At 61.5% G+C, this 17,807-nt stretch carries 18 protein-coding genes and 1 tRNA gene; 18 read left to right on the top strand and 1 reads right to left on the bottom strand.

What is annotated here, in order from left to right; genetic code table 11:
* The first annotated feature begins 170 nt into the window (after window positions 1-170).
* The 6 genes from OKW29_RS27825 to OKW29_RS27800 all read left to right on the top strand — a co-directional run bounded on the left by OKW29_RS27825 (window position 171) and on the right by OKW29_RS27800 (window position 4,999).
* Window positions 171-264, top strand: a tRNA-Ser gene (locus OKW29_RS27825).
* A 159-nt stretch (window positions 265-423) separates the two neighbouring features.
* The gene (locus tag OKW29_RS27820) at window positions 424-1,638 is read left to right on the top strand and encodes a tyrosine-type recombinase/integrase (protein WP_429294953.1); all 1,215 of its coding nucleotides are present in this window, start codon (window positions 424-426) and stop codon (window positions 1,636-1,638) included.
* A gap of 323 nt (window positions 1,639-1,961) precedes the next feature.
* Complete coding sequence (locus OKW29_RS27815) at window positions 1,962-2,189, top strand: helix-turn-helix transcriptional regulator (RefSeq protein WP_429293356.1); 228 nt, start codon at window positions 1,962-1,964, stop codon at window positions 2,187-2,189.
* Window positions 2,190-2,914: 725 nt separating this feature from the next.
* Window positions 2,915-3,205, top strand: a complete 291-nt coding sequence (locus tag OKW29_RS27810) for a hypothetical protein (protein ID WP_184057257.1) — start codon at window positions 2,915-2,917, stop codon at window positions 3,203-3,205.
* 38 nt (window positions 3,206-3,243) lie between these two features.
* Window positions 3,244-3,984 (top strand): autoinducer binding domain-containing protein, encoded by a 741-nt coding sequence (locus tag OKW29_RS27805; RefSeq protein WP_429293355.1) that lies wholly within the window; start codon window positions 3,244-3,246, stop codon window positions 3,982-3,984.
* Window positions 3,968-4,999, top strand: coding sequence for a fatty acid desaturase (locus OKW29_RS27800; protein WP_429293354.1), 1,032 nt, complete (start codon window positions 3,968-3,970; stop codon window positions 4,997-4,999). Before OKW29_RS27805 ends, OKW29_RS27800 begins: the two co-directional genes overlap by 17 nt.
* On the opposite strand, the gene mnmH is transcribed toward OKW29_RS27800, so the two are convergent.
* Window positions 4,925-5,983: a tRNA 2-selenouridine(34) synthase MnmH gene (gene mnmH, locus OKW29_RS27795; protein ID WP_429293353.1), complete on the bottom strand. Its 1,059-nt coding sequence runs from the start codon at window positions 5,981-5,983 to the stop codon at window positions 4,925-4,927. The two genes, OKW29_RS27800 and mnmH, sit on opposite strands and share 75 nt — an antisense overlap.
* A 294-nt stretch (window positions 5,984-6,277) precedes the next feature.
* Between mnmH and OKW29_RS27790 the strand changes: the two genes are divergently transcribed.
* The 12 genes from OKW29_RS27790 (at window position 6,278) to OKW29_RS27735 (ending at window position 17,766) form a co-directional block, all read left to right on the top strand.
* Window positions 6,278-6,838: a hypothetical protein gene (locus tag OKW29_RS27790; protein ID WP_184067720.1), complete on the top strand. Its 561-nt coding sequence runs from the start codon at window positions 6,278-6,280 to the stop codon at window positions 6,836-6,838.
* Window positions 6,839-7,861: 1,023 nt separating this feature from the next.
* Window positions 7,862-8,104: an AlpA family phage regulatory protein gene (locus OKW29_RS27785; RefSeq protein ID WP_429293352.1), complete on the top strand. Its 243-nt coding sequence runs from the start codon at window positions 7,862-7,864 to the stop codon at window positions 8,102-8,104.
* Window positions 8,101-8,427 (top strand): hypothetical protein, encoded by a 327-nt coding sequence (locus OKW29_RS27780; protein WP_429293351.1) that lies wholly within the window; start codon window positions 8,101-8,103, stop codon window positions 8,425-8,427. The genes OKW29_RS27785 and OKW29_RS27780 overlap by 4 nt, the downstream gene beginning before the upstream one ends.
* A gap of 461 nt (window positions 8,428-8,888) precedes the next feature.
* A complete protein-coding gene (locus OKW29_RS27775) occupies window positions 8,889-9,737 on the top strand; it encodes a ParA family protein (protein WP_429293350.1) in 849 nt (282 codons plus the stop codon).
* Window positions 9,730-10,308, top strand: a complete 579-nt coding sequence (locus tag OKW29_RS27770; protein ID WP_429293349.1) for a hypothetical protein — start codon at window positions 9,730-9,732, stop codon at window positions 10,306-10,308. Before OKW29_RS27775 ends, OKW29_RS27770 begins: the two co-directional genes overlap by 8 nt.
* A complete protein-coding gene (locus OKW29_RS27765; RefSeq protein WP_429293348.1) occupies window positions 10,305-10,952 on the top strand; it encodes a lytic transglycosylase domain-containing protein in 648 nt (215 codons plus the stop codon). Before OKW29_RS27770 ends, OKW29_RS27765 begins: the two co-directional genes overlap by 4 nt.
* Before the next feature lie 35 nt (window positions 10,953-10,987).
* Window positions 10,988-11,329, top strand: coding sequence for a TrbC/VirB2 family protein (locus OKW29_RS27760; protein WP_184057238.1), 342 nt, complete (start codon window positions 10,988-10,990; stop codon window positions 11,327-11,329).
* Between the two features lie 13 nt (window positions 11,330-11,342).
* Window positions 11,343-11,663 carry a type IV secretion system protein VirB3 gene (locus OKW29_RS27755; protein ID WP_184067738.1) on the top strand — a complete coding sequence of 107 codons (321 nt, stop codon included), beginning with the start codon at window positions 11,343-11,345 and terminating at the stop codon, window positions 11,661-11,663.
* Between the two features lies 1 nt (window position 11,664).
* Window positions 11,665-13,689: a P-type DNA transfer ATPase VirB11 gene (gene virB11 / locus OKW29_RS27750; RefSeq protein WP_429293347.1), complete on the top strand. Its 2,025-nt coding sequence runs from the start codon at window positions 11,665-11,667 to the stop codon at window positions 13,687-13,689.
* Between the two features lie 14 nt (window positions 13,690-13,703).
* On the top strand, window positions 13,704-14,105 hold the full coding sequence (locus OKW29_RS27745) for a hypothetical protein (RefSeq protein WP_184067762.1): 402 nt from the start codon (window positions 13,704-13,706) through the stop codon (window positions 14,103-14,105).
* Entirely contained in the window at window positions 14,102-15,883 is a 1,782-nt protein-coding gene (locus tag OKW29_RS27740) for a type IV secretory system conjugative DNA transfer family protein (RefSeq protein ID WP_429293346.1), read from the top strand. The genes OKW29_RS27745 and OKW29_RS27740 overlap by 4 nt, the downstream gene beginning before the upstream one ends.
* Window positions 15,880-17,766, top strand: coding sequence for a PriCT-2 domain-containing protein (locus OKW29_RS27735; RefSeq protein WP_184067768.1), 1,887 nt, complete (start codon window positions 15,880-15,882; stop codon window positions 17,764-17,766). The genes OKW29_RS27740 and OKW29_RS27735 overlap by 4 nt, the downstream gene beginning before the upstream one ends.
* The last annotated feature ends 41 nt before the right edge of the window (window positions 17,767-17,807 follow it).

Raw genomic sequence — 17,807 nt, 5'->3', positions numbered from 1 at the left:
AAACGGGGCGCTCTGGAGCGTCCCGTCTGTTTTGTGGCGTTCATGTGAATGAATTGCGTGATGAGACGCCACGTTGGCACAAATAATGTTCGTCAGACATTGACCTTATCGGCCCGGCCCGCTATGATCTTGGCTTCGTCGCACTGACTCCCTGTGCGACAGAAAGTTTGGGAGACGTGGCCGAGAGGTCGAAGGCACTCCCCTGCTAAGGGAGCATCTGGGCCAAAACCTGGATCGAGGGTTCGAATCCCTCCGTCTCCGCCAGGAGCACCTCCCGGGGCATCTCGCAATGTCCCGGGCCAAACCCCGGAAGGCCGCCGCATGGGCCTTCCGGGGTTTTTTCTTGTGCCGGACCTTCCCGCTCCATACCACCCAATCGCAAACAAAAGTATGGGTAGTAGTATGGGTAGAAAGGAGGCAGTCATGAGCACGATTTCACGCTCCATCCACCGTCTTTCCGCGCTCGGCGTCGCGCGTCTGAAGCAGCCTGGCCATTACTGCGATGGCGGTGGTCTGTACCTTCAGGTGTCGGTGGCGCGTACGCGCTCATGGGTCTACCGCTTCAGGCGCAAGGGCCGGTTGCGTGAGATGGGCCTGGGGCCACTGCATGTCGTCTCGCTTGCCGATGCACGCGAGCTCGCAGCCCGCTACCGGAAGATGCTTTTCGAAGGTGTCGATCCGATCGAGGCGCGCCGTGCCGAACGCGCGCAGCAGCTTGCGATGGCCGCACATAACAAGACGTTTGATGAGTGCACCAAGGCATTCATCAAGGCCAACCGTGCAGGGTGGAAAAATGAAAAGCACGTGACGCAATGGGAGAACACCCTGGCCACTTACGCTTCTCCATTTTTCGGCCAGCTTTCCGTGCGCGATATCGATACAACGCTCGTCGTGAGTGTTCTCGAACCCATCTGGGAGGCGAAGCCCGAGACGGCCAGTCGCGTGAGGGGGCGCATCGAGTCGGTGCTTGACTGGGCAACCGCGCACAGGTATCGGGAGGGAGAGAACCCGGCACGATGGAAAGGCCATCTCGACAAAATCCTGCCTGCGCGCATCAGGGTGCGCAAGGTTCGGCACCATCCCGCGTTGCCCTTCGGCGAAGCGCCCGCATTCATGAAGGCTCTCAAGGCTCAGGATGGTCTCGCAGCACGCGCGCTGGAACTCGTGATTCTCACTGCGGGCAGGACCAACGAAGTGATCGGCGCGATACGCAGCGAGTTCGATCTCGATGCCGCGACGTGGACAATCCCTGCGGAGCGGATGAAGGCTGAGCGCCCGCATCGGGTTCCGCTGTCCGCGTCGGCTCTTGCGCTGGTTCGCCGCCTGCTTGATGAGACGGACGGAGAACTGGTCTTTCCGGGCGCGAAGAAGGGCAAGCCGCTGTCGAACATGGCAATGCTTATCGTCCTTCGCCGCATGCAGCGCGCCGACCTCACCGTGCACGGCTTTCGTTCGACCTTCCGCGACTGGGCCGCCGAATGTACAACGTACCCCAACGAAATGGCCGAAATGGCGCTCGCTCACGCGGTGGACGACAAGGTTGAGGCCGCCTATCGTCGAGGGGACATGTTCCAGCGACGCAGGCAGATGATGGATGACTGGGTGGCTTACTGCAGCCCGAAAGCGAAAGCAGCCTGATGTCGTGCGCGGATTGTCTGAGGCCTTGTCGGCGCGGCCGCTGCGAACAGGTAGGGTTTCCTGGCGCACGCATCTCTCACGGGCCGCAAGGATTAGTTTCGGGCAAATCGCGAAGTTTCGCTCTCTGGTGGCTTGCCGGTGGGAGGATTGCCCCGTCGTCCCTGGAGAGTGGGAACAGCAGGGAATCCAGGGGAAATCGCCTTCGGAGTGTGGCTCCGGATTTCCGCAATCCTGTTCCTCATCGCAAGTTTGCAGCGCCTTCTGCGACAAGCTAGATTGGCGATGTCCGGGGTTATCCGGACGTAGTCGGGAGGGCCAGGACAATGGACGAACAGATTGTCGAACGCGCTGGCGCGAGAGTGCGCCTGATTCGCCTTCGCGAGGTACGTACCCGCGTTGGCCTCGGTGCAAGCACTTTATACCGGTATCTGGCGGTCGGGAAATTTCCACGGCCGGTGGAGATTGGCGGCGGCAGAGTAGCATGGCTGGAAAGCGAGATTGACGCATGGATCGCTAACCGCATGGAGGCGGGACGGCGCGGGCCAGGATGAAGTGGCTTATTCTGGTACTCCGAGTGCGATGTTGTCATCCGTGCAATAAACGTACCGTGCGTCGTACTGCCAGGTATTTTATGCGGGACGCCATCGAGGCACGCAATTGCTTGCTAGTCAGACAAAGGCGCCCCGGTTCTCCAGTACGGTTGGAACCATAGTGAATGGTAAGGGCACGCGCCAGGCGGCCTCACGAGCTTGATTCGTAAAGGCATTGAGCTTTCCTTTCGCTGTACCTTGCTCCCATTCTAGGGTGATTCGTGTAGTTCATCTGGCATTGCAAATTTCGCTACGAGAATTTGACGGTACACCAGCCCTCGGTCTTCGCGAGACAGGTGATACCACTCCTTCCAGACTTGGTTCGGTGCTGTTGCAGTGAGGTGGCGCTCCAGTTGATTGGGAACCACCGGCAAATTGTGGCTGATTGCGCAGACGAAATAGGACAGTGCTAAGCTAAGTCATTACTTGTCGGAACGCGAATTGTTTCATAAAGCTTTCGAACATGACAAATGTAATATCCGAACTAGGTTTTGTTTGCCCTAAGTGCGGCGTCCCGATGGAAGACTGTTGGGAAGTGCTCGCTGCGGGGGAGATTCACCGCCTAACTTGCCAGTGCTGCGGCACCGAGTATGACGGTTTGATTGTCGAATGTCTCGCTTGTGGATCTGAAGACTTTATCACGAGCGTCTCGATAATCGATCCCGAAGGGATCGCCTGCTCTTCGTGTGGTCATCGCAATCGCCCTGCCGGAGCCGATGATGAAGAGTCTTGTTTTTGAGCGCGGGCTCAATCTCGGTGGGGAACACGTCGTGCTCAGCCTTTTCCAAACGGCGCGCGGTTTTTCGCTTGAACGGCGGCTTATTGAAAGGGATCAAACAGCATCTGTTCAAGTGCTGCCGATTTCTGCGTTAGGCGATCTACACCGATTTGCAGACGCGGACCCGTATTCGGAGGAACTGGCTCCGTTGTATTACGAAGTTCGGCGTCACCTCGTAGAAAATCGCGTGGCCGAATAGCTACGCAAGCGCCTGAAGGGGTTGAGGAGGTTGAGGAAATGATTGCCCAACAGGCGCCCCCTGAAGTTGGCAGTCTCTTCGAGGAGCTCATGGTCGCCAAGGACGACTCTGAACTGGCAAGTTGCGTCAAATCAATCGTCACAGCGCTTGGCGGTGAGTCGTACGTGTTCGTTTCACTCCATCCCAGCGCGACAACGGCTATCCGTGCGACGCATCGCTTTCTCATTGGCTGCCGCCCGGAATGGTGTCAGATGTATAACGCCAATAAATGGTACATGACTGACCCGTTTCTAGAGTATGCGCGAAGTAACACCGCTCCAATAACGGGGTCCGAGATTGTCGCCGAAACACAAGGCCAGCGCGAAATGCTCGTCGCGGCAAGCAAACACGGCTTCAGAAGCGGGATCGTGGTGCCGGTCCACGCCAGCGCCACAGAGCGTATGGGTGTTCTGTACATCGGATCAGACGATAGCCAGGCTGTCGGGGAAAATAGACTGACCGCGCACCGATTGTATTTCAGAGCGCTTGCCATGGAATTGCTCGATTGGTCCATCCGAATGGCTAGACGCGAGGTCCTTGAGGCGCATGGTATTACTGAAATGGATCTCCGTGTAGTGGGGTACCTTAGAAGTGGATTTACTGCGGAAGACATTGCTCGCGAGATGGACATCTCCGTTCAGACCGTCTACGTAAACTATAGAAAAATAAAGGACAAGATTGGTGTTTCGCACATCTCAGAAGCGGTTAAGTTCGCGGAAGTGAATGACCTTCTGGCGTAACTCGGGTAGAGCGTTTTGGCTCTCGCTCACTTTACCCACGGCTGCAGGCGCCCTGTTCTTTGTCGGACGCCCTTGGGCATTTGTGGCTGTGGTCCTGTTCGTTGTTCCCGCGCTGGACGCAACGATAGGGCGAGGAGCTCCCAAGTCGGGACAAGCCATCGAGAAAACAGATGAAGATCAGGTACCTGGCTGGTTTGCTTTCTCTTGGGCCTTGGCACTCGGAATCGGTGCGTACCGTGCGTCAACTGCATCATGGGTGGAACTGGTCGGACTTGGTGTCGCGTGCGGAGTGTTAAGCGCTACCGCAATGGCACACCTGCATGAGCTTACGCACCGACCAGCCAGAATATGGCAGCACGTTAGTGACCTGGCATTCGTCATTGCCGGCTATCCGCATTACCGGGTTGCGCACCAATTGCATCATCGACATGTTGGAAATCCGCAATTCGGTTCGACTGCTTCATTGGGCACGACGGTATGGTGTCATGTTGGACGCTCCTATGCAGCGGGGTTGCTCTCGTCGTTTTCGCGGCGTTCCCATCCGGGGGGAAAGGTACCGTATAGCCTTTTTCGAAATGCACTTTTCGCAATATTGTTGCTGGGCTTCGCCGCGCTTCTGCAATGGAAGATTGCGCTTTTCTACATCGGATACGCTGTTGTGAGCGTGTTTGTCGTTGAGGCAGTCGGGTACATGCAGCACTACGGATTCGATGCTGACATTTCGCGCACTGCGCTTACGTCGTGGGATGTTGACTTTTGGTTGTCGAACTGCCTACTCGTGAACAACGGCTTCCATAATGCTCACCATCAGGACGGTGAAACGCCATATCAGAGTCTCACCGCGCAACGAACCACTTTGCCGGGTGGCTACTTTCAAATGCTTTGGTTGACGCTTCTCTCGCCGTTCTGGTTTTCGATAATGAATCGACGAACGAAGGTCTTACTCAGGCGGAGGCGACGTCAGAGCGTCACTCTCAGAAATCAAACGTCTTGCGACGTTTGCGAGATACGATGAGTCAAGCGTTTCAAGTTGGATCTTGATGGCGTGCTCCGTATGCAAATAATTTTTCTTCGTCGAGCGAGTGTACGCAGGGTCGTAATAGTCGACCATGATGCTCTCGAAGAGAGCTTCGATCTCGCGGCGTTCAGCCATCGACGCCCACTTCTGTAGTGTCGCCCCGCTTACGAGTGCTTTTAGGTGGCCAAGTTGTGTGACTAGGCCCGTGGGGTCTCTTTCGAAGTGGGGATACTCGCGACGCCACATTGCAATTCTTTCGCGCATCGGGGTCTCGACGGCGAATAAACGTCCGCCATGCATTCTATGGAACAGCGCAGTCGGCAATTGGACGTGACCGATTCGCTTGCTTTCACTTTCGATCCAGATCTGCTTTGCCGAGTCCAGACGACTTATCTCGGCAAGCAAAAGGCTGTCAAAAAATTTCTGGCTTGGTTGGGCTCGCCCTGGAATTGCCCCAATGATCGAGCCGCGGTGCGAGGCAAGGTCCTCTAGATCGATGACCTGTGCACCTGCCGTCCGTAGCGCGAGTAGCAGTCGAGTTTTTCCGCATCCGGTGGGGCCAGAGAGCACATTGAACTGCAAGTGCGCGGGGACCTCTTCGAGAGTCTGACGCACCCAATTTCGATATCCTTTCCAACCAGTCGGCAGCCTGTCGACCTTGTAGCCGATGGTTTCCAGAGCGTCTGTCCAAAGTTTGCTTCGCTTCCCACCACGGAAGCAATAAACCAGGACTGACATTCGTCGATCGCTCCGAAAAAACGGAAGCTCGAGGTGCCGGGCGATGTTCTTTAGGGAGTAGGCGACACCGATCTGATACGCGCGCATCGGATTGGTGCGATGAGTAGTACCGACTTCCGCATACTCATCGTCGAAGACGACCGGAAGGTTTATGGCCCCAGGCAGATGGTCTTCGGCAAATTCGCGCGGGCTTCGTGCGTCGATAATCAGGTCAAATTTCTTGAGAGCATCCAAATCATACATATTTCGCCCTCTTTAGCATGGTATTTTGGAAAAGTCAATGCAAAATGGCATCGCCCCGATGCTAGGAGTGACGGATTAAACTCTCGCCTACTGAGTTTGTGAAGATAAGCCGATTTTACGTCGGTGGGACCAAAGCGTCACCGAACAAGAAAAACGCAGGGCGCGTCATTGCACAACAGGCCCAAGCCCGTCGATGAAGGAGATGGCCCATCTGGTCATGCGGGAAAGTTTTGAGCGGACCCGTCGGGGGGCAGAGAGTGATGCGGCATAACGCTGCAGCCAATGAGGACGATCATGGATCACTCACATAACGCGTGCCAGGCACCAGGCGCTTGCGACGGAATCGTCTCAAGGGCTACCTTCAACACATTGCAGCGGCGCGTGGACCGGGCCGAGGCCGATGTCCGCCGGCTAACCGAGCGGTTGCGAGAAAAGGATCGACAGTTAGCTGAGATGGGGAAGGCGCTGCTGCGCACGGTAGCGTTGCATCACGCAACCGAGGAAGGGCTGGAGGAGGAAATTGACTCTCTACGTGCGATAATTCCAGTGTGGAAAGCTTGCCTGTACACGAGCGCGGGGCCGTCGGAGCAGTCCGACGGAATCACAATTCACCTACCGTTCATCACCGAAATTCTGTCCGGGATGTTCGATATCATGCACACGTTCTGGTCGAGCTATGACGAGAACAATCCTCCCAAGTCGTCTGTGGTCGCGCATGCGATCGACAAACGATTAAACCTAAAAGGCCAGCCCAATGGAGAAGCGTCGCGCAGCGGACAGACGTACGCTTCTGCGATTCGGCCTGACTGGCTAAAAGAAGCTGATAGTCGTCATCACACGCGACCCCGATCCTGACGGGGCGCTCTGACGGTAAGACGGGTTTGCCCGTCGCTTGATCCACTTGCTTGAATGGTCCCCGTAGTCCGCAGCCCTTGCTGGCGAAAGCACCGGGGTTCGTCATGAGCGAAACGGTACCATGTAGAGCAGGGCAGGCCAACTGCAGCGCGAATGGGTTGTACTTCGTGGGGCCGTTTCCGCGGCGGCCACCGTCCAGAGCCTTCATACGGCGTCGCTCTTTCTCAACGGCGTGACGGGAGAGGACCGCGTGGCTCCGGAACGGGACCGGTTACGGGCAGCGCAGTTCTACGTCCAGTACGAACGGGTGGCAACAATGATCTTACGGACGATTCATACAGGTGGGGGCGAGTCCACAGGTCGGAGCAGGCAGCGTGTTGGTGTCGTGGGCGGGAATCCGTCGGCGGCCCTTAGGTACGACTACTACTTTCGAAGCGAATCGACGTTTACGCTGCATGGCGTTACGATGCAATAACACAGCGTGTCGTCAGGCAACACTTGGGCGCTGGTATGAGGACGAAGTTCTGGCGTCCCTGTCGATCCGCTGATGTCTTGGCACGCTTGCCCGTTCGGCCGGCGCCAGTGAGGCGGAAAAGTCAAGCCTGTCGACTACTTCGTCGGCCGGATTTGTCCGGCCGCCGTCTGCATCGGCCAGGCCGCGGGTATCGAGGCGTCGAGCGAGGCGGGCTACGTCTGGCGATCCCGGATGGACACACGCCTTCGCGACCCACCTCACTTTGAGCCGTATCGCCCGGACTCGACGAGCTGCGCAACGTAGCTTTCGAGCTATTGTCCCGGATCGCCACCGATCATCGTCGTTTCTCCTTCGTAATGCACCTATCCTGAATCGTTTAGTAACTCTTAAAGATACCGACTGGGGTTCGTCTCACATGGTGACCGGTCAGGCTTTCACGACGGTGCCTCCCGACGATAAGACGGGTTTGGCCGTCGGACGCAATCGCTGCTTGAATGCCCTGTGTGGTCCGGCCATCCGGGCCGGAAAGAAAACACAGGAGGGAAGTCATGTCCGTCGAAGACAACGAATCTCGGGCGATATTGCGCCGCCGGCAGGTCGAAGCGAAGACGGGGCTATCACGCTCAACCATATACCGGCGCATGCGGGTCGGCACGTTTCCGTCGGCAATATCACTGGGGGGCCGGATGGTAGGTTGGCGCGCAACTGACATCGGGCAGTTTCTCGCGAATCCGGCGCGTTACCGGGCACCGGAGCCGGAACACCGGGACGATGCGGAGTTGTTGCCATGAGCCGCGACCTCGCCGAGGCGCCCCTCGCCCGTCGACTTGAGAACTGGGGAAACGTGTCACGCGGTGCCTATGATCCGATCGATGCGGCGCTGGTGACGAAAGCATGGCAGACGTTGCATCCGTCGCATCGGGAAATACTGAGGATGGTCTATCTGTGGCATGCCGATCGCGAGGTTGTTTGCCGACGGCTTCGCATAGCCCGGCGGCCGGCGCAACGCTTCGACCTGGAACTCGCGGCAGCGCGTTTAGCGCTCGCGCAAGCCCTTGCCGGCAGGATGAAGGAAGTTGGTGCCAGCGGGCTACCTCCCGGCGAAGAAACATGAAACGCACGAGCCTGTTTTCGGGCGATAATGCCCCGGGCGGCCGGCATTTTACTGTGCGGCGTCGTTCCGCTGGCGGGTGTCGGTGTCGAAGCTCCAAGATGTGAAATTTTTTTGGGAACACGAGAGAACTCCATGGAACACGTGGGTAGATGGATAGGCGGAGACGCTCTCCCGGGCGCTTGCATTGCGTCTTGGGCTGATCTAGATTGAAGCCAACAATCTGATCCGGTCAACGTGCCCCGCACGACCGAGTACGCGTTAGCGGCCCCGCAGTTCGATGTCTGTGCGACGACGTGGTGTGCCGTGACGCATTCGCAAAAAGCCTGCATCTGCAGGCTTTTCTGCTTTCTGGCGCTGATGCAATGATCCCCCGTTGAGCCTGCGGTCAGCCTCTCCGGCGCCGCGGGTTCCTTTTTCTTCGCAGGTTCATCGACAGCGGGCGCCGCTGAGGACGATGAACCATGAAATCGCTTCTGATCATTTCGGCAAAGAGTAACTCGGGCAGGACGATGCTGACCTGCCTGCTTGCCCGTCACCTGCATCGCGTCAATCACTGGCGCGTGCTGGTACTGGACCTTGCCGAGCCGCCGCGCTGCGCACAGATGCTCGCCGGCGGGCAGCATGATGCGATCGGGTCCGGCAACCCGGTGCCGGACCCGCCCTGGCGCGCCCGACCCGCACCCGGCGGCTGCGTTCGCGTGCTCAGCGGCGACGCCGTCGAAGGTCTGCGCTCGCGTGACGATCCCGCCCGCACCCGCTACTACGCGAACCTTCGTCATCTGCTATGCGTGGTGGCGCCGCGGTTCGACGTGTGCCTGATCGATACTCCCGTGCTGCCCGACCTGCGCGCTGTCTGTGCAGAGGCGCTGGTGGACGCGGTACTGAGCCCCATAGCGATGTCGCCGGAATGCGTCGACTGCGCCTCGGAAATGATCAACGGCACGTACGGGATCCGCAACATCCGGGCGCGACTGAATCCGGCACTGCACTTTGTCGGGCTTCTGCCCGTCGTCGCAATCCCTGGACCGATGGAAGAAGCGTGGGTGAAGGTGATGGAAACGACGCTGCGTGAATGGCTGATCGCAGACCAGGCTTTTCCCCACGGATACGCCTGGCTGCCCTGCCTGACAGCTGTCGGGCGCGCCGCGGGTTCCTCAGTGCCGCGCGGCCGGCCAGCCGCGCAGGATGTCCGGGTAGCCGAATCCTCGCGGACAGTAGTCGCCTGTCTGGAGGTCCTCGCTCGCCGGCTCGATGCAATCGGGAACGGTGCAATGCCTGCCCTTCGTCGTGCAGAGGTGTGCGATGCATGACGCAGCCATCTCATTCGACATTGCCATCGCCGGCCGCGGGCTGCTGCGGGTGTTGCGCCGCTGGTTGATTGTCCTCGCCGCATTCGTCGGTGCATCAATCCTGGCGCCTGGCACTGCCCATGCCGACGACTGGGGTTGCCAGGTGATCCTGTGTCTCTCGAATCCGGGTGGCCCTGAGCAGTATGGCGAGTGTGTCCCGCCGATCGAGAGGCTGTGGGCAGCCTTGCGCCATGGCGATCCTTTTCCGGCGTGTGACTTCGGTGCAGGTGGCTCGCAGGAGACGTCGGCGGTGAACATCTTTGCGGGCACCGGGTACTGCCGCGAGGACCTGCTGTACTGGGGCGGCCCTGAGCAGAGTGAACTGCTATGCAATGCGCGCGGCGCAATCAATGTCGAAATCGACGGCGCCCTGTACACGCGGGTGTGGTGGGACGCGGGAGGCGCAGACCGCACGATCACTGAGTTCTACGGAGCCGGCAGTACCGCTATCCCGTACGAGCCGACCCAGTCCGCACGTCTCTTTCTGGAGCGGGAGTACGAAAGCTCGGGCGGTCAGGGAGGTGGCGGATGATTCCACTCACCGCATTCCTGGCCCTGACACAGCAGTGCGCGCCGGCCGTGGCACCCGCCACGATGGCAGCCATCGTGCGGGTCGAGTCGGGTTTCAACCCGTACTCGATCGGGGTTGTCCATGGCCGCCTCGAGCGCCAGCCAGCGAACCTCAACGAGGCCGTTGCGACGGCGCGCGAGCTGGAGGCGGCCGGGTGGGATTACAGCGCAGGTCTCGCGCAGGTAAACCGGGCGAACTGGATCCGGTTCGGCCTGACGCCGGAGACCGTCTTCGATCCGTGCCGCAATCTCGCCGCCGGCGCGGCCATCCTCCAGGGCTGCTTCGAGCGCGCGCGGCACGAGTATGCAGGAGCGCAGGACGCATTGCGCGCGGGGCTGTCGTGCTACGCGAGCGGCGACTTTTCCACGGGATTTCGCACGGGCTATGTGCAGAGGGTCGTCGCCGAAGCTGCGCTCCCTGATCCGGTGGTTCCGGCGACTGCCGCCGACGTCCCGCCCATTCGCGTCATTCCGTCCAGTCCGCAGGGCGCGCGTTCCGGTCCGTCGCGCATCCCGGATGGAACGCCTTCGACCACGGGCCGCAGACGAAATCGCCAGACTGGTCTACCCGGCGACATGGCGCAGGAAAGCGCGGTCGTCTTCTGACCAAGCGAGACCCATGTGTGTAACAGGAGCAGCCCATGAAATCAGGACTACAAATCAAATGGAGAAATATTCCACGGGAGACGTGGATGCGTGGGTCGGCGCGAGCCGTCCGGCGCGGGCTCGCGATTGCGCCCCTGCTGGCACTGACGGTGACGCCGGCATATGCGCAGCTCTCTCAGGTCAACACCCTGCTGACAACGATCCAGACCACATTACTCAGCGTGGGTGCAGTGGTGTGCTCGATCTCAATCATCTGGGCGGGCTTCAAGATGATGTTCCAGCACGCGCGCTTTGGCGATATCGCCAACGTGTTCATCGGCGGCCTGTTCGTGGGCTGCGCCACGGTGATCGCAGCGATGCTGATCCCGACGAGCTGATCCGGAGGCGCACATGGACCAGCTCAGGGATCCCGTCTTCAAGGGCTGCACACGACCCGCGATGCTGTGGGGCGTGCCGCTTGTGCCGTTCCTGATGATGGGCGGCAGCATCCTGATTCCCGCGATCTGGGCGCTGCTCGCAAGCCCGCCGGTGGGCGTCGGCATCGTGCTGCTCCTCGTTCCGGTGTTCGTGACGATGCGTTCGGTCACGCGGCACGACGACCAGCGGCTTGCGCAGTGTGTGCTGTGCGTTCGTATGGCGTTTCGCCAGCGTAATCGCCGCTTGTGGGGCGCGCACGCCTACGTGCCGGTTCGCGTCAAAAGGAGGGGCTGACATGGCTGCGCAACCGCACCTCATCGATGTGGCCGAACGCGAGGTCGTGCTCGCGGACTTCGTGCCGTTCTCATCGCACGTGACCGACCACGTGATCCGCACGCGGGAAGGCGACTATCTGCGCGTGTGGAAGATCGCCGGCATTGCCTTCGAGGCGGCCGATCCAGGTGACATCGTGGTGCGTCACGAAGGGTTCAACCAGCTCGTGCGCAGCCTGCCGGGTGGCCATGTGGGACTCTGGTCCCATCGGCTCCGCCGGCGCGTGACTGACCACTTCGCCACGCCTTACGGCAACCCGTTCTGCCAGGAGCTTGCCACACGGTACTACGCGAGCTTTGCGGGCTACCGGATGATGGCCAACGAGCTGTACCTGACGGTCGTCTACCGGCCGCACCGCACACGTCTGGGGCGCATCTTCAGTCACGCAGCCCGTCGCACCGCCGACGATATCAGGCGGGACGAGTATGAGGCGCTGAAGGTGATGGCGGAACTCGCCGCGCAGGTCGAATCGGGCCTGAAACCGTGGGATCCGGTGGCCCTTGGCGTCTACAGGAACCAGGTTCGCGACGCGAAGCAGATCCACCACACGCAGCGGCCCGTGCGTTTCTCGGCGGCACTGGAGTTCCTCGGTTACCTCGTCAACGCCGCCTGGGAGCCCGTACCGGTGCCGTCTGGCCGCATTGCCGAGGCACTGCCGACGTCGAGACTTTTCTTCCGCACCGAGAAGGTCGAGATCCGCATGCCGGGCGCAACGCGCTACGCGGCGCTGCTCGACCTGAAGGACTACCCCGAAGAAACGGAGCCCGGGATGCTCGACGGTCTGCTCTACGGCGACTTCGAGTACATCGAGACGCAGAGCTTCACGATCCTTGACCGTCCCACGGCAAAGGAAGCGCTTGAGCGACAGCGCAACCAGCTGATTGCCGGCGAGGACGTCGCGGTGTCACAGGTCGAGGCGATGGACCAGGCGCTGAACGACCTGATCAATGGCGATTTCGTCCTGGGCGAATACCATTATTCGCTTGCCGTGCTCGGGGACCGCCCGGACGAGGTAGCGCGGCACGTGGCGAAGGCGCGCACGCAGCTCGCGGACGTGGGCTTCCAGACCGCGCTCGTCGACCTCGTGGCGGACGCGGCGTGGTTCGCGCAGCTGCCCGGCAACTGGCGCTACCGGCCACGGGAGGCGAAGCTCTCCGCGCTGCTGCCAGGTGATGCGCGCATCCAGATCGTGATCCCGCCGGTGGTACCTCCGCGTACCGTGTCGGTGACGATCCGCCGTCCCTCTTCGCGCGAGAAAACGCTCGATACGTATGCAGGCGAGGGCCTGTTCGCGCACACCACGTGGCGCCGCCCGGCTGGACTTGATGAGGCGATGCCGGCGCTACGGCCTCTCGATCGCGAACTCGCCAGGTACCTCGAAGCGCGTGATTTCCCGGCCTTCTTCGAGCGGGCGGTGCGCGGGCGGCTGAACCTCGCGATCGTGGGCAACACCGGCTCGGGCAAGACGAGCTTCATGAAGACGCTGTGCCGGTACATTCCGGCCACCGAGCGCATCGTGACGATCGAGGATGTGCGCGAACTCTTCATCCGCCACATCGACAACTGCGTGCACCTGATCTACAGCAAGGGTGGTCACGCTCAGGCGCGGGTGACGCCCGCGGACCTGATCGCCAGCACGATGCGCATGCGTCCCGACCGCGTGTTGCTCGCCGAACTGCGCGGCAGCGAGGCGTACGACTTTCTGAAACTCCTGACCACGGGCCATTCGGGTTCGATCACGAGCTATCACGCATCGAGCGCCCCGGTCGCGATCGAGCGGTTCGCGCTGATGGCGAAGGAACATCCGGAAGCTTCGACGTGGGATGACGCGGCACTGCGCCGGCTGCTCTTCATGACGATCGATGTGGTGGCGCACATGGAGGCTACGGCTCTTTTCGACGGGTCAGGTGAGCAGACCGGCCGGCGATGGTCGATGACGGAAGTCTGGTTCGATCCGCTGCATCGCCATCAGGCGGATTTCCGGTGAAAGGAGAGCAGGTCATGGACATCGGAAAGTCAACCGGAACGGTACGGTCAACCACCAGGGGGGGCGGGTATCACGCGGTGCGCGCGCTGGTCACGCTCGCGATTGTGGCCACTGCTGCTGCCGGTCTGATCCTCGCCCTCTGGCCGGCGTCGTTTTTCTTCGTCGCGAGCCAGCATGCCAATCCGCTTCATGCCGGGTTTCATGCCTGGCCGGATGCTGCACTGGCCTGGTACGACGGACGCCTGCCAGGGCAGGGGCGGCGGCTTGCTGGCGCCGCGCTGTTCGGCCTCGTGCTCGCGTTTGGTGCGCCGGCGCTTGGCGCTTACACGCTGCTGGGTCGCTCCGGCCGCCGGCGTCTCTATGGCAGCGCGCGGTTCGCAAACGAGGCGGACATCCGCCGGGCAGGGCTGCTATGAGCACGGTGACGACATCAGAAGCATTCAGCTGCCCGCCGCTGGTCGTGGGCGTCTGGCGTGGCCGCTACCTTCGGTTCACGGGCCAGCAGTTCGTGCTGCTTGCGGCGCCGGCACGGTCGGGTAAGGGCGTCGGCATCGTGGTGCCCAACCTGCTCAGCTACCCGGATTCGGTGGTCGTGCTCGATATCAAGCAGGAGAACTTCAACCTCACGGCAGGGTTTCGTCGCGCACACGGCCATGACGTGTACCTGTTCAATCCGTTTGCCGAGGATGGCCGTACGCACCGGTATAACCCGTTGTCGCCGATCCCGGACGGATCGTTCCGCGTCGGCGATATTCTTGCAATCGGATATGCGCTGTATCCGGTCGGCGGTCACGACGACTTCTGGAAGGATCAGGCCCGCAACCTGTTTCTCGGGATCGTACTGCTGCTATGCGAGTGGCGCGATGCGCGCCGCAGCGGCGACACCGATGTGCCCGACTATCCGGTGACGATGGGCGAGGTGCTGCGGCAGTCGTCCGGTAACGGCATGCCCGTCAAGGTGTATCTCCAGCAGGCGCTGCTGCAGAACCGGCGGCTGCTCACTGGTGCGTGCGTCGACGCGCTGAACCGCTTTCTTGCGAACGACGACAAGGTCCTTGCGAGCATACTCGCGACGTTCAATGCGACGCTGACGATCTGGGCCAATCCGATCGTAGATGCCGCGACGAGCGCCAATGACTTCGACCTGCGCGACGTGCGCAGGCGCCGCATGTCGGTGTATGTCGGCATCACGCCGGACCATCTGGCCGAGGCCGCGTTGGTCGTCAACCTGGTGTTCTCGCAACTCGTCAATCTGAACACGCGGCAACTGCCCCAGGACAACCCGGAGCTGACGGTACAGTGCCTGATGCTGATGGACGAATTCACGTCGGTCGGCAGGATTCACATCATCGCCCGCGCTGTCGCCTATATGGCGGGATACAACCTGCGGCTGCTTTCGATCGTGCAGTCGATCTCACAGCTTGAATCGGTCTATGGCCGCGCGGACGCGAGGACTTTCGTCACGAATCACGCGATGCAGATCATCTACGCACCACGTGAGCAGAAGGATGCGAACGAATACTCGGAGATGCTCGGCACCTTCACGGACCGCTCGCGCAGTGTGAGCCGGTCGACCGCGATCTTTGGCGGCCGGGGCGGCTCGAGCGAGAGCTTCTCCGAGCAGCGCCGGCCCCTGCTGTTGCCTCAGGAACTGAAGGAACTGGGGCGCGAGAAGGAAATCATCCTGCTCGAAAACACGAAGCCGATCCTGGCCGAACGGATCTGCTACTGGCGTGATCCGGTGTTCACCTCCCGCCTGCGCACGGCGCCAGCCGTCCCGGCGATGGATCTCGTGCGTTTTGTGGCTCAGGTCGAACGGCGCGTGAGGGATGTGCAACCTGACGACGTGGATGAAGCCGGCGTGATGCACATTCCGCCGGAGTATCTGGAAGTGCTCCAGGCCTGGGATCCGCGCGACCTGCCACGGCACCTTAACGACATGAGCGACGACGAGGCCGCCGCCTATGCCGAGCGGCATTTCATGCTGCTAGGGGTGCCGGCTGCGCGCATTGCCGTCGCGGCGCGGCGGCTGTCGCCGTCTGATCTCGACGTCGCGGAACTGCGCCCCTCGGATGGCACGCTTAGGCGGAAGTCTGCGCGCGCCGCGGGCGCATGTCGCACCCAGCGCGGGCGAGCTGCATCGCATGTGGGTGACAGTTCGAATGTCGTGCCGCTTCACGGAGAACGCCAATGAATGCCCGGTACCTGAGTGAAGAGGAGCGTGCGCGCGCGGCACTGGCCACGATTCCAGCCGAAGACTACACCACCTGGGTCGACATGGCGTTCGCGCTCAAGCAGGGATTCGGCGAGGCCGGCTTCGACATCTGGGACGAATGGAGCCGCACCGCCCACAACTATAGCGAGCGTGCGGCGCGGGTGACGTGGCGCTCGGCCGGAGAGTCGGGCGGCAAGACACTCGCGTCGCTCTTCTGGCTGGCGCAGCAGCACGGCTTCGATGTCAGGGCGTCGCGCGCGGCGATGGAACCGACGGACCGACCGCGCGTGCCATCAGCGCGTCCGTCCGTGGACCAGGCGCAGCAGGAGGACATAGTTGAGGCGCGTGTGCGTGCGCGACAGGCGGCCGTCGCGCGGGAGGCACTGGCGATCTGGAAGTGGGCACGGCCGGTGGGGCCCGGACATCCGTATCTCAAACGCAAGCAGGTCAGGGCGGTCCCCACGCTGCGCGAACTCGAGGCCGAGGAGCTGCATGCGCTGCTCGGATATGCGCCGCGCAGTGCCGGGGAGCCGCTCACCGGCCGCGTGCTGGTGGTGCCGGTCCGCATCGGCGAGACCCTTTCGACACTGGAACTGATCGATGCCGAAGGACGCAAGTCTGCGCTGGCCGGTGGTGCCAAGTCGGGCGGCTACTGGGTGGTTGAACCGGGCCAGTTTCGCGAGGGTGCGGTCACGCCGATCCTGATCGCCGAAGGGGTGGCAACGGCACTGGCAGTCTGGCAGGCGACTGGCTGGTTCAGCGTCGCCGCGCTGTCGAGCGGCAACCTGCGGCCGGTGGCAGCGATGTGGCGCGGCCGTTACCCGGAAGGGGAGATCGCGGTGCTCGCCGATCTCGGTGCCGGGTATGAACATGCGAAGCAGGCCGCGCTCGGCACGTCGTCGCTGCTGGCAGAACCGCACTTTGCACCGGAGGCCCGCATTGTCGGCGAGATGCCGACTGACTTCGATGACATGACCGTGCTGTCCGGATCCCGTGCCGTTGGTGAGCTTTTACGGCAGTCACTCTACGAGGCGCCTGGGCGGGCGGTTGTGGATGCGGAAGTGACTGGACAGGCCATGGCTGAAGACGGATCGGGCGATGCACTGAAGGAGGGTGAAATGGGTAACGTGAAAGAGAAACTCGTGGGTGACGCAGAGGCGTCGGGCCGGCGTCGTACCTCGCGTCGGCGGGCGGCGAATCAGGACGCGCCAGGACTGGCACTGCAGGAAAACCCGGCGCCTGCAGCCGGGCAGCCACAGTCCCAGCCGCCGGAACAGGACCGGCGCGTGACCAAGGCGCCGAACGTTGAGTCTCCACCAGCGCGTGCGCCGGATGCGCCGGTGCGCCGTCAGGTGGGCGAACCGCTGTATGGACTCGACGAGGTGCCGGGCGAGATCAAGGCGCTGGCCCAGCATCGTTTCGGCGCACAGATCCGCATGGCGACGCCCCGTGAGAATGGTGGTCCGTACCGTGGCGAGGTGATCAACACCGAGCACTACCTGATCCAGGAAGTGTCGACGCGTAGCGTGGTATTCCACGCGAAGGCGAGTGTGGAATTCGTCTCGGACCGGCTGCGGTGGATGGACGAAAACCAGCGCCTCAATGGGGCGGAGGTGCAGGTTGGCTACGACGGCAACCACGGGAAGGTGTATCCGTGGGACCGTGCGCGCGATCTGTTCGAGCGCACGGTTGCATCCCTGAAGAAGTCCGCACGCGAGGTGGGTTTCGGCAACGACCTCGATGCGACACTCGACCAGTTGCAGGGCGTGTCATGGACGCGGGTGAGGGAAGCACGGGCAGCCGCCCTCGCGCAGTCGAAGGAGCGCGCCGGCCGCGAACAGGGTGAAGGGCAGCAACGCTGATCGCGCGCGACGCTGTGTCAGCCAGCGACCAGAGGGAGATC

The sequence above is a fragment of the Paraburkholderia sp. CI3 genome (assembly GCF_050436505.1).
Taxonomy (GTDB): Bacteria; Pseudomonadota; Gammaproteobacteria; order Burkholderiales; family Burkholderiaceae; genus Paraburkholderia; species Paraburkholderia tuberum.
This window is presented reverse-complemented; position numbering and strand designations above follow the sequence as displayed.